The organism is Oceanicella actignis (assembly GCF_008124525.1).
Classification (GTDB): Bacteria; Pseudomonadota; Alphaproteobacteria; order Rhodobacterales; family Rhodobacteraceae; genus Oceanicella; species Oceanicella actignis.
This window is the reverse complement of record NZ_VNHJ01000005.1, coordinates 79,814-97,775: the sequence shown is the minus strand read 5'-3', so window position 1 is coordinate 97,775 and position 17,962 is coordinate 79,814. Positions and strand designations below refer to the sequence as shown.

17 protein-coding genes and 1 riboswitch are annotated in these 17,962 nt (G+C 74.7%); of the genes, 7 read left to right on the top strand and 10 right to left on the bottom strand.

Translation table 11 applies throughout. The features are described 5' to 3' along the window. The first annotated feature begins 12 nt into the window (after positions 1-12). From dxs to LY05_RS08790, 3 genes are read left to right on the top strand one after another with little or no spacing between them, the layout of a single operon-like run. Complete coding sequence (gene dxs / locus LY05_RS08800) at positions 13-1,953, top strand: 1-deoxy-D-xylulose-5-phosphate synthase (RefSeq protein WP_148922880.1); 1,941 nt, start codon at positions 13-15, stop codon at positions 1,951-1,953. A gap of 26 nt (positions 1,954-1,979) precedes the next feature. Continuing rightward, complete coding sequence (locus LY05_RS08795; protein WP_072747317.1) at positions 1,980-2,711, top strand: TlyA family RNA methyltransferase; 732 nt, start codon at positions 1,980-1,982, stop codon at positions 2,709-2,711. Continuing rightward, a complete protein-coding gene (locus LY05_RS08790) occupies positions 2,708-3,946 on the top strand; it encodes a class I SAM-dependent RNA methyltransferase (protein WP_428842397.1) in 1,239 nt (412 codons plus the stop codon). Before LY05_RS08795 ends, LY05_RS08790 begins: the two co-directional genes overlap by 4 nt. A 162-nt stretch (positions 3,947-4,108) precedes the next feature. On the opposite strand, the gene LY05_RS08785 is transcribed toward LY05_RS08790, so the two are convergent. After that, entirely contained in the window at positions 4,109-4,831 is a 723-nt protein-coding gene (locus LY05_RS08785) for a haloacid dehalogenase type II (RefSeq protein ID WP_148922879.1), read from the bottom strand. Beyond that, a complete protein-coding gene (gene aroC / locus LY05_RS08780; RefSeq protein ID WP_072747315.1) occupies positions 4,828-5,943 on the bottom strand; it encodes a chorismate synthase in 1,116 nt (371 codons plus the stop codon). The genes LY05_RS08785 and aroC overlap by 4 nt, the downstream gene beginning before the upstream one ends. Positions 5,944-6,048: 105 nt before the next feature. Then, positions 6,049-6,151: riboswitch (TPP riboswitch) on the top strand. 42 nt (positions 6,152-6,193) lie between these two features. Here aroC and thiB point away from each other — a divergent pair. Genes thiB through LY05_RS08765 form a run of 3 tightly spaced genes read left to right on the top strand, consistent with a single transcriptional unit; the run spans position 6,194 to position 9,541 of the window. After that, on the top strand, positions 6,194-7,195 hold the full coding sequence (gene thiB / locus LY05_RS08775) for a thiamine ABC transporter substrate binding subunit (protein WP_148922979.1): 1,002 nt from the start codon (positions 6,194-6,196) through the stop codon (positions 7,193-7,195). Next, entirely contained in the window at positions 7,176-8,852 is a 1,677-nt protein-coding gene (locus tag LY05_RS08770; protein WP_249041913.1) for an ABC transporter permease family protein, read from the top strand. Before thiB ends, LY05_RS08770 begins: the two co-directional genes overlap by 20 nt. After that, the gene (locus LY05_RS08765) at positions 8,849-9,541 is read left to right on the top strand and encodes a thiamine ABC transporter ATP-binding protein (protein WP_148922978.1); all 693 of its coding nucleotides are present in this window, start codon (positions 8,849-8,851) and stop codon (positions 9,539-9,541) included. Before LY05_RS08770 ends, LY05_RS08765 begins: the two co-directional genes overlap by 4 nt. A 219-nt stretch (positions 9,542-9,760) precedes the next feature. Here the strand turns inward: LY05_RS08765 and LY05_RS08760 are convergent, their stop codons facing one another. Genes LY05_RS08760 through petA form a run of 3 tightly spaced genes read right to left on the bottom strand, consistent with a single transcriptional unit; the run spans position 9,761 to position 12,481 of the window. Further along, positions 9,761-10,573 carry a cytochrome c1 gene (locus LY05_RS08760; RefSeq protein WP_148922878.1) on the bottom strand — a complete coding sequence of 271 codons (813 nt, stop codon included), beginning with the start codon at positions 10,571-10,573 and terminating at the stop codon, positions 9,761-9,763. A gap of 23 nt (positions 10,574-10,596) precedes the next feature. Further along, complete coding sequence (locus LY05_RS08755; protein WP_148922877.1) at positions 10,597-11,898, bottom strand: cytochrome b; 1,302 nt, start codon at positions 11,896-11,898, stop codon at positions 10,597-10,599. A gap of 4 nt (positions 11,899-11,902) precedes the next feature. Further along, on the bottom strand, positions 11,903-12,481 hold the full coding sequence (petA, locus tag LY05_RS08750; RefSeq protein ID WP_072747311.1) for a ubiquinol-cytochrome c reductase iron-sulfur subunit: 579 nt from the start codon (positions 12,479-12,481) through the stop codon (positions 11,903-11,905). Between the two features lie 176 nt (positions 12,482-12,657). Between petA and LY05_RS08745 the strand changes: the two genes are divergently transcribed. Then, positions 12,658-13,137: a tRNA (cytidine(34)-2'-O)-methyltransferase gene (locus LY05_RS08745; RefSeq protein ID WP_245728503.1), complete on the top strand. Its 480-nt coding sequence runs from the start codon at positions 12,658-12,660 to the stop codon at positions 13,135-13,137. A 10-nt stretch (positions 13,138-13,147) separates the two neighbouring features. On the opposite strand, the gene LY05_RS08740 is transcribed toward LY05_RS08745, so the two are convergent. The 5 genes from LY05_RS08740 to LY05_RS08720 all read right to left on the bottom strand — a co-directional run bounded on the left by LY05_RS08740 (position 13,148) and on the right by LY05_RS08720 (position 17,892). Beyond that, entirely contained in the window at positions 13,148-13,570 is a 423-nt protein-coding gene (locus LY05_RS08740) for a nuclear transport factor 2 family protein (RefSeq protein WP_148922876.1), read from the bottom strand. Positions 13,571-13,682: 112 nt separating this feature from the next. Beyond that, positions 13,683-14,339: a GntR family transcriptional regulator gene (locus tag LY05_RS08735; protein WP_072747309.1), complete on the bottom strand. Its 657-nt coding sequence runs from the start codon at positions 14,337-14,339 to the stop codon at positions 13,683-13,685. Positions 14,340-14,970: 631 nt separating this feature from the next. Beyond that, positions 14,971-15,606 carry a ParA family partition ATPase gene (parA, locus tag LY05_RS08730; RefSeq protein ID WP_072747308.1) on the bottom strand — a complete coding sequence of 212 codons (636 nt, stop codon included), beginning with the start codon at positions 15,604-15,606 and terminating at the stop codon, positions 14,971-14,973. After that, positions 15,603-16,316 (bottom strand): alpha/beta hydrolase family protein, encoded by a 714-nt coding sequence (locus LY05_RS08725; RefSeq protein ID WP_148922875.1) that lies wholly within the window; start codon positions 16,314-16,316, stop codon positions 15,603-15,605. Before LY05_RS08725 ends, parA begins: the two co-directional genes overlap by 4 nt. Before the next feature lies 1 nt (position 16,317). Continuing rightward, positions 16,318-17,892: a lytic murein transglycosylase gene (locus tag LY05_RS08720; RefSeq protein ID WP_148922874.1), complete on the bottom strand. Its 1,575-nt coding sequence runs from the start codon at positions 17,890-17,892 to the stop codon at positions 16,318-16,320. Positions 17,893-17,962: the final 70 nt, after the last annotated feature.

Below are 17,962 nucleotides of genomic sequence, written 5' to 3'. Positions count from 1 at the left end.
GAGCACCGACCCGTGTCCGACACGCACGACAGACCGCACACCCCGCTGCTGGACCGCGTGCGCACGCCCGCCGACCTCAAGTCGCTGACCGACGCCGAGCTCGAGCGCCTTGCCCACGAGCTGCGGCAGGAGACGATCTCGGCCGTCTCGGTCACCGGCGGGCATCTGGGGGCGGGGCTGGGCGTGGTCGAGCTGACCGTGGCGCTGCACGCGGTCTTCGACACCCCGCGCGACAAGCTGATCTGGGACGTCGGCCACCAGTGCTACCCGCACAAGATCCTGACCGGCCGGCGCGACCGCATCCGCACGCTGCGCATGGGCGGCGGGCTGTCGGGCTTCACCAAGCGCGCCGAAAGCGAATACGACCCCTTCGGCGCGGGACATTCCTCGACCTCGATCTCGGCCGCGCTGGGCTTTGCCATGGCGCGCGAGATGGGCGCCGACACGGGCGACGCCATCGCCGTGATCGGCGACGGCGCCATGTCGGCGGGCATGGCGTTCGAGGCGCTCAACAACGCCGGCCATCTGGGCAAGCGGCTGTTCGTCATCCTCAACGACAACGAGATGTCCATCGCCCCGCCCGTGGGCGCGCTGTCCTCGTATCTGTCGCGCCTTTACGCCGAGGCGCCCTTCCAGGACCTGCGCGCCGCGGCCAAGCAGGCGGTGGGCCTTCTGCCCGAGCCCTTCCGCGAGGGCGCGCGCCGCGCCAAGGAGATGCTCAAGGGCATGGCCGTGGGCGGCACGTTGTTCGAGGAGCTGGGCTTTTCCTACATCGGCCCGCTCGACGGCCACGACCTGCGCCAGCTCCTGCCCGTGCTGCGCACCGCGCGCGCGCGCGCGGACGGGCCGGTGCTGATCCATGTCGTCACCCAGAAGGGCAAGGGCTTCGCCCCGGCCGAGAACGCCCCCGACAAGGGCCATGCGCGCGGCAAGTTCGACGTCGTGACCGGCGAGCAGAAGAAGGCGCCCTCGAACGCGCCCTCCTACACCAAGGTCTTCGCCCGCGCCCTGATCGACGAGGCCGAGCGCGACCCGAAGATCGTCGCCGTCACCGCCGCCATGCCCGACGGCACGGGGCTGGACCTGTTCGCCGGGCGCTTTCCCGACCGCTGCTTCGACGTCGGCATCGCCGAGCAGCACGCCGTGACCTTCTGCGCCGGGCTGGCGGCGGCGGGCATGCGGCCCTTCTGCGCCATCTACTCGACCTTCCTGCAGCGCGGCTACGACCAGGTGGTGCACGACGTGGCCGTGCAGCGCCTGCCGGTGCGCTTCGCCATCGACCGCGCGGGGCTGGTCGGCGCCGACGGGCCGACCCATGCCGGCGCCTTCGACGTGGCCTTCCTGTCGAACCTGCCGGGCTTCGTCGTCATGGCCGCCGCCGACGAGGCCGAGCTGGTGCACATGGTCGCCACCGCCCGCGCGCTCGACGACCGGCCCTCGGCCTTCCGCTACCCGCGCGGCGAAGGGGTGGGGGTCGAGCTGCCGCTGCACGGCGCCCCGCTCGAGATCGGCCGCGGCCGCGTGGTCAAGGAGGGCGGGCGCGTGGCGCTGCTCAGCCTTGGCGCGCGGCTGGCCGAATGCCTGCGCGCGGCCGAGGAGCTGGACGCCATGGGCCTGCCCTGCACCGTGGCCGACGCCCGCTTCGCCAAGCCGCTGGACCGCGAGCTGATCCTGCGCCTTGCGCGCGAGCACGCGGCGCTGATCACCGTCGAGGAAGGCGCGACGGGCGGCTTCGGCGCGCATGTCCTGCACCTGCTGGCGGCCGAGGGCGCGCTGGATCGCGGGCTGCGCATCCGCACGCTGACCCTGCCCGACCGGTTCATCGACCAGGACAGCCCCGAGCGCATGTATGACGCCGCGGGGCTGACCGCGCCGCACATCGTGTCGGCGGCGCTGGGCGCGCTGGGCCGCGGCGACGAGGCGCGCGCCGCGGCGCGGGCCGCGGGCCGCTGACCCCGCGCGCCGAGGAGCCGCGCGCCATGCGCCTTGACCAGCGCCTCGTCGAGCTTGGCCTTGCGCAAAGCCGCGCGCGCGCGCAGGCGTTGATCGCGGCCGGCGCGGTGCTGGTCGACGGCCGCCCCGAACGCAAGCCCGCCCGCAAGGTCGGCCCCGGGGACGAGGTGCGCGTCGCCGCCGATCCCTGCCCCTGGGTCTCGCGCGCAGCGCTCAAGCTTGTGCATGCGCTCGACGTCTTCGGCCTGACCCCGCATGGCGAGGCGCTGGACGTCGGCGCCTCGACCGGCGGCTTCACCGAGGTGCTGCTGGCGCGCGGCGCGGCGCGCGTCCATGCGCTGGACGTCGGCCGCGGCCAGCTGCATCCGCGCCTGCGCGCCGACCCGCGGGTGCGCTGCCTCGAGGGCGTGAACGCGCGCGCCATCCCGCCGGGCCTCGTGCCGCCGGTGGACTGGGTGGTCAGCGACGTGTCGTTCATCTCGCTGGAAAAGGCCCTGCCCTGCGCGCTGGCGCTGGCGCGGCCGGGGGCGACGCTGGTCGCGCTGATCAAGCCGCAGTTCGAGGCCGGCCCCGAGGCGGTCGGCAAGGGCGGCATGGTGCGCGACCCGGCCGTGCATGCGCGCGTGCGCGCACGCATCCGCGAGTTCCTGCGCAGCTCGGGCTGGCGCGCGCTGGGCGAGGCGACCAGCCCCATCCGCGGCGGCGAGGGCGCGGTCGAGCACCTGATCGCCGCCGTCAAGGAGACGCCCCGACCATGACCGAAGAAGCCGAAGGGATGCTGGTCGCGCGGCTTGGCCATCGCGGCGACGGCGTGAACGCGGCGGGCGACGTGTTCGTGCCCGGCGCCCTGCCGGGCGAGCGCGTCGTCGGCGCGGTGATCGAGGGGCGCATGATCGCGCCGCGGATCGTCGCGCCCTCGCCCGACCGCGTCGCCCCGCCCTGCCCCCATGCGGGCGAATGCGGGGGCTGCGCGCTGCAGCACGCCGCGCCCGGCTTTCTGGCCGAGTGGAAGCGCGAGCGCGTGCGCGAGGCGCTGGCCGCGCGCGGCATCGGCGGCGTCGCGCTGCGCGAGACCATCGTCTCGCCGCCGCGCTCGCGCCGGCGCGCGACGCTGTCGGCGCGGCGCACGAAGAAGAGCGTCATGCTGGGCTTTCACGCCCGCGCCGAGGACCGCATCGTGCCCATCGAAACCTGCGAGCTGGCCGATCCGCGCATCGTCGCCGCGCTCGAGGGGCTGCGCGCGCTGGTCCCGCTGGTCGCCTCGCGCAAGGGCGAGGCGAAGCTGGCGGTCACGGTTTCGGAAGCGGGGCTGGACGTGGATCTGCGCCAGGTCAAGCCGCTGGACGGGCCGCTGCGCGCGCGGCTGGCCGAGATCGCCGCGCGCGAGGGCTGGGCGCGGCTGAGCCACGAGGGCGAGGCGCTGTTCATGGCCCGCCCGCCGGCGCAGGATTTCGACGGCCTGCCGGTCCTGCCCCCGCCGGGGAGCTTTCTGCAGGCGACGCCGCAGGGCGAGGCGGCGCTGCGCGCGGCGGTGGACGAGGCCCTGGGCGAGGCGCGCCGCGTGGTCGATCTGTTCGCGGGGTGCGGCACCTTCGCCCTGCCCCTGTCGCGCCGGGCCGAGGTTCTGGCCGTGGAAAGCGACGCCGCCGCGCTGGCGGCGCTGGACGCGGCCTGGCGCGCGGCTGGCGGGGCGCTGCGGCGGCTGACGACGCAGGCGCGCGACCTGTTCCGCCGCCCCCTGACCCCCGAAGAGCTGCGCCGCTTCGACGCCGCCGTCATCGACCCGCCGCGCGCGGGCGCAAGGGCGCAGGCCCAGGCGGTGGCCGCCTCGGGTCTGCGGCGCGTCGCCATGGTCAGCTGCGATCCGGGCAGCTTCGCGCGCGACGCGCGCATCCTGATCGATGGCGGCTTCTCGCTCGAATGGGTGCAGCCGGTCGACCAGTTCCTGTGGTCGGGCCATGTCGAGCTGGCCGCCGCCTTCGCCCGCCGCTGACGCGCGCGCGCCGGGCCCCCCAGGTCTGTCGCGAATCGGTCCCCGGCGCAGAGGTTTGGCGCGCCGCGAAACGCGCCGGCCTCGCGCGGGGCCGGCCGGCGAAGGCCGCGCCCGCTCGGGGCCATCGCGACGCCGGGCGGGCGCCGCCGCCCGCGCGCCGGCTCAGGGCCGCGGCGCACCCAGCTGGTCGGCCAGATCGTGCAGGTCCCAAGCGATCCAGTCCCATTCCTGCTCGGGCTCGGGGGCGGGCCGGCCCGGGCCGTGCTCGAGCGGGCGGGCGATCCAGGCGGCGCGCAGCCCCGCCGCGCGCGCGGCCGCCAGGTCATGGTCGTGGCACGCGACCATGGCCGTTTCCTCGGGACGCAGCCGCAGCGCGGCGCAGGCGGCCAGATAGACCCCGGCGCGCGGCTTGTAGTCGCGGGCCAGATCCGCGCCCAGGATGCAATCCCAGCGCAGCCCCGCATGACGCGCCAGCCGCGCCATCAGCCCCACCGATCCGTTCGAGCACGCCGCCGTCAGCGCGATGGCGCGCAGCCGCTCGAGCGCGCCGGGCGCGTCGGGCCAGGGGGGAAGACGCTCCCAGGCGCGGGCGAGGGCGTCGCGCTCGTCCTCGTCGAACAGCCCCTCGAAGCCCATGCGCGCCAGCGTCCGGTCCAGATTCTCGCGGTGCAGCTCGTCGAGCTGCGCATAGGGGCGCGCGCCCGAGCGCACCCGCTCCATGGCCGGCTGGTATTCGCCCCGCCAGGCGTCCGCGAAGGCATGCGCGTCCACCGCCGCGCCCCTGGCCGCGAAGGCCGCGGCCACGGCGCGCGCCACGCCGCCGCGCCAGTCCGTCAGCGTGCCGAACACGTCGAACAGCAGCGCCTTTGGGGCGGGCGCGCTCATGGCCCCACGCGTCCGCGCGTCTCGCCCACCGCGCCGCCGATCTGGCCGCGATGCAGCAGGATGTGGTCGAGCAGCACGCAGGCCATCATCGCCTCGCCCACCGGCACGGCGCGGATGCCCACGCACGGATCGTGCCGGCCCTTGGTGACGATGGTGGTCTCGGCGCCCGTCTTGTCGATGGTCGCGCGCGGGCGCAGGATGGACGAGGTCGGCTTGACCGCGAAGCGCACCACCACGTCCTGCCCGGTCGAGATGCCGCCCAGCACGCCCCCCGCATGGTTCGAGGAATAGCGCGGCCCGCCCTGGCCCATGAAGATCTCGTCGGCGTTCTCCTCGCCCGTCAGTTCGGCCGCGGCCATGCCGGCCCCGATCTCGACCCCCTTGACGGCGTTGATCGACATCATGGCCGCGGCCAGATCGGCGTCGAGCTTGCCGTAGATCGGCGCCCCGAGGCCCGCCGGCACGCCCGAGGCCGTGACCTCGACCACCGCGCCCACCGAGTTGCCCGACTTGCGCAGCGCGTCCAGATGCTCGGCCCAGGCGCGGGCGGCCTCGGCGTCGGGCGACCAGAACGGATTGCGCGCAACCTCGGCCCAGTCGAAACGGGCGCGGTCGATGCGCAGCTTGCCCATCTGCACCATGCAGCCGCGGATGACGATGCCCGGCGCCAGCTCGGCCAGCGCCGCGCGCGCCACGCCCCCCGCCGCCACGCGCGCCGCCGTCTCGCGCGCGGACGAGCGCCCGCCGCCGCGATGGTCGCGGATGCCGTATTTCTGCCAATAGGCCAGGTCGGCATGGCCGGGGCGGAACTTGTCGGCGATCTCGGAATAGTCCTTCGAGCGCTGATCGGCGTTCTCGATCATCAGCTGGATGGGCGTGCCGGTCGTGCGCCCCTCGAACACGCCCGACAGGATGCGCACGGCGTCGGGCTCGCGCCGCTGGGTGGTGAAGCGGTTCTGGCCCGGCTTGCGCTGATCGAGCCAGCGCTGGATGGCGGCCTCGTCCAGCGGAACGCCGGGAGGGCAGCCATCCACGACGGCGCCCAGCGCCGGGCCGTGGCTTTCGCCCCAGGTGGTGACGCGGAACATGCGTCCGAAGCTGTTGATCGACATGCGCGGTTCTCCTTCCCGCGTTCGTCTAGCGCGTCGGCGGCGGCGACGCCAAGCCCAAAGGCGCGCGACGCGCACTTGCATTCGGCGCGGCGCGCGCTACAGGATGGTGCGGCCTCGGGGCGCCTGCATCGCAGGCTGAGACGCGACATGCGGACCCGTTGAACCTGACCCGGATCATGCCGGCGTAGGAAAGGCGAAGGCGCTTGACCGGCGCACGCCTCCGCGCCCCTGGCAGCAAGGAGGACGAATGATGAAGCTTCCCCCCATCGCGGCCGCCGCCCTGGCCGCCGCGCTGAGCGCCGCGCCCCTGGCGGCGGAAGAGCGCCCGACGCTGACCGTCTACGCCTATGACAGCTTCGTGTCCGACTGGGGCCCCGGCCCGGCGGTCGAGAAGGCCTTCGAGGCCGAATGCGGCTGCGACCTGCGCTTCGTCGCGGCGGGCGACGGGGCGGCGCTGCTCGGGCGGCTCAAGCTCGAGGGCGCGCGCACCGAGGCGGATGTGGCGCTGGGGCTCGACACCAACCTGACGGCCGAGGCCGCCGAGAGCGGGCTGTTCGCCCCGCACGGCATCGCCGCCAAGGTCGATCTGCCCGGCGGCTGGGACGACCCGCTGTTCCTGCCCTACGACTACGGCTGGTTCGCCTTCGTCTACGACTCGACCCGCCTGCCCGAGCCGCCCGCCGATTTCGAGGCCCTGGCCAACGCCGAGAACCTGCGCATCGTGATCCAGGACCCGCGCAGCTCGACCCCCGGGCTGGGGCTGCTGATGTGGGTCAAGCACGTCTATGGCGAGCGCGCCGGCGACTACTGGCGCCGCCTTGCGCCGCGCATCGTCACGGTGACCAAGGGCTGGTCCGAGGCCTATGGCATGTTCCTCGAGGGCGAGGCCGACATGGCGCTGTCCTACACCACCTCGCCCGCCTATCACCTGATCGCCGAGGGCGACGCCTCGAAGAAGGCCGCCATCTTCCCCGAGGGCCACTACATGCAGGTCGAGGTCGCCGGCAAGCTGGCCGCCAGCGACCAACCCGAGCTGGCCGACCGCTTCCTGCGCTTCATGCTGTCGGACAAGTTCCAGAGCATCATTCCCACGACCAACTGGATGTATCCCGTGGCCGCTCCGGCGCAGGGGCTGCCCCAGGGTTTCGAGACGCTGCCGCGCCCGGCGCGCTCGCTGCTCTTCCCGCCCGAGCAGGCGCGCGCGCTGCGCGACGCGGCGGTGGACGAATGGCTTGACGCGCTTTCGCGCTGACACCGCGGCGGCGCTGGCGGGGGGGCTGGCGAGCTGGGCGGCGCTGGCGGCGGTGCTGGCGCTGTCCTTCGGCTCGGCCGGCATGGCGTTGCTGCATGGCTGGGGCGCGCTCGAGGGCGGCGCCCCGGCCTGGCGCGCCTCGGACACGCGGGCGCTGGAATTCACGCTGCGCCAGGCGGCGCTGTCGGCGCTGATCTCGACGGCGGCGGCGGTTCCGCTGGCGCGGGCGCTGGCGCGGCGGCGCTTCTGGGGGCGGGACGCGGCGATCGCGCTTCTGGGCGCGCCCTTCCTGCTGCCGACCATCGTCGCCATTCTGGGCGTGGTGGCGGTGTGGGGGCGCTCGGGCCTGGTCGCCGACGCGGCGGCGGCGCTGGGTCTGCCGAGGCCCGACATCTACGGCCTGCCGGGCGTGCTGCTGGCGCATGTGTTCTTCAACCTGCCGCTGGCGACGCGCATCTTCCTTCAGGGCTACGCCGCCATCCCGGCCGAGCGCTGGCGCCTGGCCGAACAGCTGGGGCTCGAGGGCCGCGCCCTGTTCGCGCGCATGGACTGGCCGATGCTGCGCGAGAGCGCGCCGGGCGCCTTCGCGCTGATCTTCCTGGTCTGCGTGACCAGCTTCGCCGTGGCGCTGGCGCTGGGGGGCGGGCCGCGCGCGACCACGCTCGAGCTGGCGATCTACCAGGCGCTGCGCTTCGACTTCGACCTGGCGCGCGCGGCGCTGCTGGCGCTGGCGCAGCTGGGGCTGTGCATGGCGCTGGCGGCCCTGACGCTGGCGCTGTCGCGCGCGCGCCCGCCCGAGCCGGGATTGCGCGCCCGGATCGTCCGCCGCGACGGGCGCGGGCGGGCGGCGCGGGCGACGGACGCGGCGGCGCTGATCGCGGCGGGGCTGTTTCTGGGGCTGCCGCTGGGCGCGGCGCTGGCGCGCGGCGCGGCGGGACTGGCGGCGCTGCCGGCGCAGGCCTGGCCGGCGGCGGGGCGCTCGCTGATGGTGGCGCTGGGCTCGGCGACGCTGTGCATGGCGCTGGCGCTGGGGCTGGCGACGCTGGCGCTGCGGCTCGAGCGGCGGCCATGGGCGGCGCGCGCGGTCGAGGCGGCGGGCCTGTCGGCCCTGGCCGCGCCGCCCTTCGTCATGGGCATGGGCCTGTTCCTGGCGCTGCGCCCGCTGACGGACCCCTTCGCGCTGGCGCTGCCGATCACGGCGGCCATCAACGCGGCGATGGCCCTGCCCTTCGCCCTCGGCCTGATCCTGCCGGCCCTGCGGCGCGCGCGCGCCGAATACGGCCCGCTGGCCGATCAGCTGGGCCTGCGCGGGCTGGCGCGGCTGCGGGCGGCGACATGGCCCGCCCTGCGCCGGCCGCTGGGGTTGGCGGCCGGTCTGGCGGCGGCGCTGGCGGCGGGGGATCTGGGGGTGATCGCGCTGTTCGCGCCGGCCGACGGGCCGACCCTGCCGCTGCTGGTTCAGCGGCTGATGGCCGGCTACCGCTGGGATGCGGCGGCCGGAGCCTCGCTGCTGCTTCTGGCGCTCAGCTTCGGGCTGTTCCTGGCCTTCGACCTGGCCGCGCGCAGCCTGTCGCCGCGCGCGGCCCGAAGGCGCGGGCGCGGACGGGGACTCGGATGGAGACCCGGATGGCGTCTTGGGCGGGGGCGACGGCCATGATCGCGCTCGAGGACATCCGCCTGCGCCAGGGGGATTTTCGGCTCGAAGGCGCGCTGCACGTGCCGGCCGGCGCGTTGTGCGCGCTGATCGGTCCCTCGGGAGGGGGCAAGTCGACCATCCTCAACGTCATCGCCGGCTTTGCGCCCGCCGAGGGGCGCGTGCGCGTGGCCGGGCGCGACGTCAGCCGCCTGCCGCCGGCCGAGCGCCCCGTCTCGATGCTGTTTCAGGAGCACAACCTGTTCCCCGAGCTGACCGCCCGCGCCAATGTCGCGCTCGGGGCGAGCCTGGCGCTGCGGCCGCCGCCCGAGGCGCTGGCGCGCGCGGACGCGGCGCTGGCGGCGGTCGGCCTCGAGGGGCTGGGCGAGCGGCTGCCCGCCGAGCTGTCGGGCGGCCAGCGCCAGCGCGTGGCGCTGGCCCGCGCGCTGCTGCGCGACCGGCCGGCCCTGCTGCTGGACGAGCCCTTCGCCGCGCTTGGCCCCGGCATGCGGCGCGAGATGCTGGGCCTGGTCGACGAGCTGCGCCGGCGCCGCGGGCTGACCGTGATCCTGGTCACGCACGACCCCGAGGAGGCGCGCCGCGCCGATCTGGCCGCCGTCGCCGCCGAGGGCCGCTTCGGCCCCGCCATGCCCGCCGAGGCGCTGTTCCGCGCGCCTCCGCCCGCCCTGCGCGCCTGGCTTGGCGAGGACTGAGCGCCCCTCCCCCAAGCCCGCCCCCAAGCCCGCTCGCCCCGCGCCCTTTCCGCTTGCCCCTTCGTCGCCCCCCTCCGCCGCCGTCGCGCCCCTGGCGGGGCCGCGCGCCGGCGCGCTTCGGCGACGAGGGCGCGGGCCTCGGGCCGTGCGCCGGGACGAACGAAAACCCCGCCGGGAGGGCCCGGCGGGGTTTGGCTTCGGCCTCGGGGCGCCGCGTCGTCAGGCGACGCCGCCGCCCTTCTTGACCTTGGACCAGAGCTTCTTGTTGGTCAGGTAAAGCAGCACCGCCAGCACCACCACGAAGGCGAAGTTGCGCGCGCCGGCCTGCTTGCGCTCGACCATCTTGGGCTCGGCCGCCCACATGAGGAAGGCGGCCACGTCCTTGGCCATCTGCTCCTTGGTGGCGGGGGTGCCGTCGGCATATTCGACCCGGCCGTCCTCGAGCGGCGGCGCCATCGAGATCCAGCCGCCCGGGAAGGCGTGGTTCTCGTAAAGGGTCGAGCCGGCGACGGTCTTTTCCTCGCCCGTGTAACCAATCAGCAGCGAGTAGATGTATTCCGGACCGCCCATGCCCTTGACGATCTGGTTGATGCCCAGCCCCGCCGGGCCGTGAAAGCCCGCGCGCGCCTTGGCCATCAGGCTCAGATCGGGCGCCCCGGCCGAGGTGTTGGCCGGGAAATGGTCGAAGGGCTTGCCCGGGCGGGTGTCGCCGGGCTCGCCTTCGGGGTCGGGCACCTCGTACATCGCGGCGAAGGCCTTGACCTGCTCTTCGTCATAGCCGGGGCCGGTCTCGTCGCCCAGAGTGCGGAAGGCGACGAACTTGAGCCCGTGACAGGCCGAGCAGACCTCGTTGTAGACCTGCAGGCCGCGCTGAAGCTGGGCCTTGTCGAAGACGCCGAACGGCCCCTCGAACGAGAACGACACGTCCTCGACATGGCCGCCGCCTCCGGCCGCCGCGGCCGGCGAGACCGGCGCCGCGACGGCGGCGAGCGCGAGCGCGAGCGAGGCGGGCAGGATGTTCCTGATGCGCATCTTTTCTTCTCCTTCTCGCCGGGTCACTCGGCCGGGGTGGCGGCCGCGCCGGTCTTCTTCGCGATGTGCGCGTTGAAGTCCTCTTCGACCGTGGCGGGCTGCGGCAGGGGCTTCTCGACCAGGCCCAGCACCGGCAGGATCACCAGGAAGTAGGCGAACCAGTAGATCGTGCCCAGCAGCGAAATGGTCGGCACCAGCCCCTCGGGCGCCTGCGCGCCGCACCACATCAGCACCAGGAAGTCCAGGACCAGCAGCCAGAACCACCACTTGAACTGCGGCCGGTAGCGCCCCGAGCGCACGCGCGAGGTGTCGAGCCACGGCGCCAGCGCCATGACCACGATCGCGCCGAACATGGCCAGCACGCCGCCCAGCTTCGAGTCGATGAACAGGATGTCGAAGGTGATGGCGCGCAGGATCGCGTAGAAGGGCAGGAAATACCATTCGGGCACGATGTGCGCGGGCGTGGCCAGCGGGTTGGCCTCGATGTAGTTGTCGGGGTGGCCCAGATAGTTGGGCATGAAGAAGACCAGCGCGACGAACAGCAGCAGCACCACCGCCAGCGCGAACAGGTCCTTGATGACGTAGTAGGGCCAGAAGGGCACGGTGTCGCGCTTGGCCTCTTCGAGCGAGCCGCGGCGCACTTCGACGCCCGCCGGGTTGTTGTTGCCCGTGTGGTGGAAGGCCCAGATGTGCACCACCACCAGCGCCGCGATGACGAAGGGCAGCAGATAGTGCAGCGAGAAGAAGCGGTTCAGCGTCGGGTTGTCGACCGAGAAGCCGCCCCACAGCCAGGTGACGATCGGATCGCCCACCAGCGGCAGCGCCGAGAACAGGTTGGTGATCACCGTCGCGCCCCAGAACGACATCTGCCCCCAGGGCAGCACGTAGCCCATGAAGGCCGTGGCCATCATCGCCAGGTAGATGAGCATGCCGATGATCCACGTCACCTCGCGCGGCGCCTTGTAGGAGCCGTAGTAGAGGCCGCGGAAGATGTGCGCATAGACCGCGATGAAGAACAGCGAGGCGCCGTTCGCATGCGCATAGCGCAGCAGCCAGCCGCCGTTGACGTCGCGCATGATGTGCTCGACCGAGGCGAAGGCCAGGTCCACATGCGGCGTGTAGTGCATGACCAGCGCGACGCCGGTGGCGATCTGCAGCACGAGGCAGAAGGCCAGCACGATGCCCCAGATCCACATCCAGTTGAGGTTCTTGGGCGTCGGGATCATCAGGGTGTCATAGGCCAGCGCCACGATGGGCAGGCGGGCGTGCAGCCACTTTTCGAAGCCGGTCTTCGGCTCGTAGGGCTCGTGAGGAATGCCGCTCATGACCTTACCCCTTGTATTCGTTGATGAGCTTGATCGTCGAGCCGTCGAAGGCCAGCTCGGGCACCGGCAGGTTCGTCGGCGCGGGGCCCTTGCGGATGCGCCCGGCCGTGTCGTAGTGCGAGCCGTGGCATGGGCAGAACCAGCCCCCGAAATCGCCGGCGCCGTCGCCCAGCGGCACGCAGCCCAGATGCGTGCACACGCCCATCATCGCCAGCCACTCGCCGCTCTCGTCCAGGGCGCGGTTCTCGTCCGTCGCCGGGGCGTCTGCGGGCGCGTTGGCGTTGCGGGCGATCGGGTCCTTGAGGTCCGAGAGCGGCGTGTTGCGCGCGGCTTCGATCTCGGCCTCGGTGCGGCGGCGCACGAAGACCGGCTTGCCGCGCCACTTGACGGTCAGCTGGGTGCCGGGCTCGACGCCGCTCACGTCAACCTCGAGCGTCGCCAGCGCGAGCACGTCCGCGCTGGGGTTCATCTGGTCGATCAGAGGCCACACGGCGGCGCCGGCGGCGACGGCGCCCATGGCGCCGGTCGCGATGTAGAGAAAATCGCGACGGGTCGGTTCTTCGTCCGTAGCTGAGTGGGACACGCCTCATTCCCCCTTGCGTCCGCCCCTCGGGGCGCTCGAAAACGTCACGGGCCCGCTGCGCCGCCATGGCCGCGGACCGGATGCACACGCGCGCTCTTAGCGCGCCGCGCCGCGCCGGTCCAGCGGTCAGTGCGACGCAGCGGCCCGAGGCCGGTCATTTCAAAGGGAAACCGCCCATGAACGCGGCGCGAATCACGCCCCCGCCCCTGCACCTTGCGGCCTTCCAGCCCGACATGGCGCACAACCTGGGCGCCATGATTCGCCTGGCGGCCTGCTTCGGCACGCCCCTCCACGTCATCGAGCCCTGCGGGTTTCCCTTCTCGGTCAAGGCGGTGCGCCAGCGCGCGCTGGACTATGCCGACATCGCCGACATCCGCCGCTGGGACGGCTGGCGCGCCTTCGCCGCCGATCGCCCCGGCGGGCGGCTGGTGCTGCTGACCACCCGGGGCGCGCAGCCGCTCTGGAGCCACCGTTTCGCGCCGGGCGACGTGCTGATCGTGGGGCGCGAAAGCGCCGGCGCCCCGCCCGAGCTGCACGAGGCGGCGGATGCGCGGCTCTTCATCCCGATGCCGGGCGGCGGGCGCTCGCTCAACGTGGCCATGGCCGCGGGCATCGCGCTGGCCGAGGGCGCGCGCCAGCTGTCCCGCGCGCCCTGAGCGCGGCGCCTCAGGCGGGCTTGAGCCCGGCGAAGCGCGGGTCCTGCGCGACGCGGGCGTTCATGGCCTCGCGCAGCGCGGCGACGGTCTTGAGCGGGCGCATGACCACTTCGAAGCGCGCGATGCGCCCCTCGTCGTCCAGCGTCAGCAGGTCCACGCCCACCGCGTCGAACTCGCCGACCTTGCACTGGAACTCCAGCGCCCAGTCGCGGCCCGCGCCCATCACGCGCCGGTAGCGGAAGTCCGAGAACACCTGCATCACATGGCTCAGCACCAGCGCGACCGCCTGCCTGCCGCGCCATTCGGCCCAGTAGGTGGGCGGCAGGAACACGACGTCCTCGGCCAGGATCTCGGGGATGCGGGCGGGATCCTTGGCGGCAAGGATCTCCAGCGCCGCGGCGATGGTGGGATGGTCTGCGGTCAGCTTGCTCATGCGCCGAGATTGGCGCGGACGCGCCGCGCGCGCAAGCGCGACGCGACGGCGCCCGGCGGGGGCGACCGGAGGGCCGACCGGGAGGGGGGGCGACCAGGGGGGTCTCCCGAGGTCAGGACATGGCCTCGAGCCGCAGCCGCGTGGCGTAGGCGTTCGAGACGTGGCGGCGCGCGGCGGCCTCGGCGGCGTCCTCGTCGCGGGCCTCGATGGCGCGCACGATGGCGTCGTGCTCGGCCACCGTCTCGGCGCCGCGGCCCGGATCGGACAGCGACACGCGCGTCAGCAGCGCCATCGAGCGCCGCATCCCCTCGAGCATGGCGTTCAGATAGCGGTTGTGCGAGGCGCGATGCATCTGGCGGTGAAAACGCCGGTTGTTGTCGCGCAGCGCCGCCGGGTCGCCGATCATGCCGCGGCTCTGCTCGACCAGGTCGCGCAGGATCGCCATCTCTTCGGGCGCGGCGTGGCGCGCGGCCAGGCGCGCGGCCAGGCCCTCGACGGTGGCGCGCACCTCGTAAAGTTCGCCCAGCTGGTCGTGGTCCAGCGACGCCACCACCATGCCCCGCCGCCCGTCATGCGCCACCAGGCCCTGCATCTCGAGCCGGCCCAGCGCCTCGCGGATGGGCGTGCGCGAGACGCCGAAGCGCTCGGCCAGCTCGGTCTCGACCAGCCGCGCGCCGGGCGCGTAGTCGCCGCGGTCGATCGCGTCGAGGATCAGGCTGTAGGCGTCGGCGCCCGGCTCGCGCGGGGCGGCCTTTCGCGGCTCGTCCATGGCGGGTCCTCCGTTTCGGGCCGTCGGGCTGCGCGCGCGGTCCGCGGCGCGTCGGATCAAGGGGGCGCAGAGGGCGCGAGCGGCAATCTCGCCCGCCCCCGCGCCCAAGGCAAGAGCGCCAGGGCCGAACGCCGCCGCCCCGGCGCGGGCGCGCGGCGCGAGGAGCGGGCGCGGGGCGGCGCATCGGATCGGCGCGTCGGATCGGCGCTTCGGGCCGCGCCCCGGACCGCACGGGCGGGCCGGCGCGCATCCGCGGCGGCCAGGGCAAGGCGCGGCCCGAACGTTGCGCCGCGTGCGGGCGCCGCCAAAACGGCCTGCCCCGCGACCGGGACGGTTGCGCCGCGCCCGGGCGACGCCGAAAGGGCCGCCGGCGCCGGCCAAGGCCAGGCGCGGGCCCGACCTTGCGCCCCATGCGGGACGACGCCGACGCGACCGGCCCCGCGGCGCGCGGGCTGGGCGGCGTCGGCCGAAGGGCGGCGGGGGCGCCGCCATCGGCGGCCCGCGCCCGGCTCCGATGGCACGGCGATCGCGCGCCGCGCCCGGGCGAGGCGGAACGGCGGCGGCCGCGCCCCCGCCGCGCGACCGCGCCCAGGGCCGCGGGCCGGCGTCGAACAGGCTGGCGTCGAAGCGATCAGGGCCGGGCGTTCAGCAGCGCCTCGATCTCGGCTTCGAGCGCGGCCAGCTCCTCGGCCGCCTTCGCGCGCGGCGCGGTCTCGAACGCCGCGCGCCCGCGCGCGAAGGCCGCGGCGAAGGCCACGCGGTTGCCCAGCCGCGCGGCCAGCGGGGGCGCGCCCATCTCGGCCAGGGCGGCGGCGGCCTCTTCGACCGCGCCGCCGCGCGGGGGCACGCGGTTGAGCACGGCGCGCACGCGCGCGCCCTCGTCCGCGCACATGCGCACCGTCCGCTCCAGCGCCCAGATGTCGGGCGCCGAGGGCTGCACCGGCGTCAGCACCAGGTCGGCCGCCCGCGCCGCGGCGCGCAGCAGCGGCTCGGCCGCGCCGGGGCAGTCGGCCAGCACCCGATCGGCGGCGCGCCGCGCGCGGTCGATGTCCACGCCCGCGCGCCAATCCTTCGACTCGATCGCGGTCAGCGCCGGATCGCCGCGCAGCTCGGCCCAGCGCGTGAGCGAACGCTGCGGGTCGAGGTCGATCAGCGCCACCCGCAGGCCGCGCCGCGTCCACAGCGCCGCCAGCTGCGCGGCGATCGTCGTCTTGCCGCTGCCGCCCTTCTGCTGGGCCAGCGTCACCACCCTGGCCGCGCCGCTCATGCCGCCGCCTCGCGTTCCAGAAGATCGGCCACGGCCTGCGGCGCCGTGACCATCGCGTCGTGCCCCGCCGCCAGGGTCTGAATCGGCCAGCCGGCCTCGCGCGCGCGCGCCGCCGCCCAGCGCAAGGGCGCGTAATCGGGCGCGACGCAATGCACATAGACCTTCGCGAACCCCGCCCCCGGCGGCCGCCCAAGCCGCGCCGCGGTCCGGTAGGTGGCCAGCGGATGGGGCGTGAGGCGCTCGGCCAGCCATGCGGCCTGGGCGGGATCGCCGACGCCGAAGCTTTCGGGCGCGGGCGGCGGGATCGACACGCCGCCGTCATGCGCATGGGCCAGCGCCTCGCGCGTGGCGCGGGTGGCGGGGGGGAAGACGTCGAACGGCGTCTCGTCGCCCTCGAGCAGCATGGCGTCCAGATAGACCAGCCGCGCGACGCGCTCGGGCGCAAGCTCGGCCGCCTTCGAGATCGGCGCCCCGGCGAAGGAGTGCCCGACCAGCACCGCCTCGCGCGCATCCTCGTAGCGCAGATGGTTGAGCACGTCGGCGCAGAAGGTCTGCATCTCGACCCTGGGGCTCAGCAGATGGCGCCGCTCGCCCAGGCCCGTCAGCGTCGGGGCCGAGACCTCGTGCCCGCGCGCGCGCAGGATCTCGGCCACGAAGCGCCAGCACCATGCGCCGTGAAAGGCGCCGTGAACGAGGACGAAGCGCGCCATCTCAGCCCCCCGCCGCGCGGCGCACGGCGTCGAGAACGGGCTTCGACTCGACGCCGTCGGGAACCATGCCGCTGCGCTTCTGGAACGCGCGGATCGCGGCGCGCGAGTTGGGGCCGATGATGCCGTCGGCGCCGCCCGTGTCGTGCCCCATGCGCGTGAGCAGGGTCTGAAGCTCGACCTTCTCGGCGCGCGAAAGGGGCGTCTGCCCGCGCGGCCAGTCGGCGCTGAGCGGCCCCGCCCCCATGATCCGGTCGCCCAGCAGCCCCGCCGCCAGCGCGTAGGAGGTGGCGTTGTTGTAGCGCTTGAACACGCGGAAGTTCGCATAGGTCAGGAAGGCCGGCCCCTGCGCCCCGGCGGGCAGGACGACCGCGCCCTCGTCCTCGTCCGGCAGCGGGCCGCCATCGGCGCGCGTCAGGCCCAGCGCGCGCCAGAAGGCGGCGGGGCGGCGCACGCGCTCGTCGGCCAGGGCGTAGTCGAACCCGGCGGGCAGGCGCACCTCGACCCCCCAGGGCGCGCCCTTGCGCCAGCCGAAGCGCGCCAGATAGGCGGCGGTCGAGGCGAGGGCGTCGGCGGCGTCGGCGCTCCAGACGTCGCGGCGCCCGTCGCCGTCGAAATCGACCGCGTAGTCGAGGAACGAGGTGGGGATGAACTGCGTGTGCCCCATCGCGCCGGCCCAGCTGCCCAGCATGCGCTCGGGCGCGACGTCGCCGTTCTGGATGATGCGCAGCGCCGCGATCAGCTGCGCTTCGGCGAAGCCGCGCCGGCGCCCGTGCCAGGCCAGCGTGGCCAGGCTCTCGATCACGGGGATGTCGCCGTAGTTGACGCCGAAGGCGCTCTCCAGCCCCCAGATCGCCAGAACGTATTGCCGATCGACGCCGAAGCGCGCCTCGATGCGGTCCAGCAGCGCGCGCTTGGCCGCCAGCTCGGCGCGGCCGCGCTCGACGCGCGAGGGCGAGACGGCGCGGTCCAGATACTCCCAGATCGGGCGGACGAATTCGGGCTGGTAGGCGTCCAGCTCGAGCACGCGGGCGTTGACCCCGACGCCGGCGAAGGCGCGGTCGAAGACCTCGGGGCGGATACCCGCCGCCAGCGCGCGCGCGCGAAAGCCGTCGCGCCAGGCCAGGAATTCGGGCGGGGTCCGCTCGGCCGGCGCCGGCGCGCGCGCCGCTTGGGCCGCGGCGGGGGCGGGGGCGCCGTCGGCGGCCGGCGCAGGACGGGGCGCGGGCGCAAGCGCGGCCACGGGCGCGGCGGCGCCTTGCGCGGCGGGCGCGCCTTCGGGGCGCGGCGCCGGGGCGGGCGCGGTCAGGACATCGGCCTGATGCGGCGCGGGGGCGGCCTGAGCCTTGACCGCGGCATCGTCCGCGGCCGTCTCGCCCGCGCGGGGACGGGTGGCGGGCGCCTCGGCTGCGGCCGGCGTCGGCGCGGCTTCGCTCCGGGCGGCGGCGCGCGCTTCGGACGCGGCCGGGTCCGGCGACGAGGGCTGCTGCGCGGCTGCGCCATGCGCCGAGGCGGCCAGCGCGCAGCCCAGCGCCCGGCCGAGCGCGCGGCGCCCCGGTCGGCGAATCGGGGTGGTCATGTCGTGCGGGGCTCCATCTTGCCTGTCGTTCCTGCTTCGGCCTTGCCAGCCTATCTTGCGCCGGGCCGCG

Bases quoted from the DNA above. Each gene is read 5' to 3' on its own strand.
- LY05_RS08790 (WP_428842397.1), top strand. From the start codon at position 2,708: ATGACCGAAGAAGCCGAAGGGATGCTGGTCGCGCGGCTTGGCCATCGC.
- LY05_RS08740 (WP_148922876.1), bottom strand. From the start codon at position 13,570: ATGAGCAAGCTGACCGCAGACCATCCCACCATCGCCGCGGCGCTGGAG.
- LY05_RS08745 (WP_245728503.1), top strand. From the start codon at position 12,658: ATGAACGCGGCGCGAATCACGCCCCCGCCCCTGCACCTTGCGGCCTTC.
- LY05_RS08795 (WP_072747317.1), top strand. From the start codon at position 1,980: ATGCGCCTTGACCAGCGCCTCGTCGAGCTTGGCCTTGCGCAAAGCCGC.
- aroC (WP_072747315.1), bottom strand. From the start codon at position 5,943: ATGTCGATCAACAGCTTCGGACGCATGTTCCGCGTCACCACCTGGGGC.
- LY05_RS08755 (WP_148922877.1), bottom strand. From the start codon at position 11,898: ATGAGCGGCATTCCTCACGAGCCCTACGAGCCGAAGACCGGCTTCGAA.
- LY05_RS08765 (WP_148922978.1), top strand. From the start codon at position 8,849: ATGATCGCGCTCGAGGACATCCGCCTGCGCCAGGGGGATTTTCGGCTC.
- LY05_RS08760 (WP_148922878.1), bottom strand. From the start codon at position 10,573: ATGCGCATCAGGAACATCCTGCCCGCCTCGCTCGCGCTCGCGCTCGCC.
- thiB (WP_148922979.1), top strand. From the start codon at position 6,194: ATGAAGCTTCCCCCCATCGCGGCCGCCGCCCTGGCCGCCGCGCTGAGC.
- LY05_RS08725 (WP_148922875.1), bottom strand. From the start codon at position 16,316: ATGGCGCGCTTCGTCCTCGTTCACGGCGCCTTTCACGGCGCATGGTGC.
- LY05_RS08785 (WP_148922879.1), bottom strand. From the start codon at position 4,831: ATGAGCGCGCCCGCCCCAAAGGCGCTGCTGTTCGACGTGTTCGGCACG.
- LY05_RS08720 (WP_148922874.1), bottom strand. From the start codon at position 17,892: ATGACCACCCCGATTCGCCGACCGGGGCGCCGCGCGCTCGGCCGGGCG.
- parA (WP_072747308.1), bottom strand. From the start codon at position 15,606: ATGAGCGGCGCGGCCAGGGTGGTGACGCTGGCCCAGCAGAAGGGCGGC.
- LY05_RS08735 (WP_072747309.1), bottom strand. From the start codon at position 14,339: ATGGACGAGCCGCGAAAGGCCGCCCCGCGCGAGCCGGGCGCCGACGCC.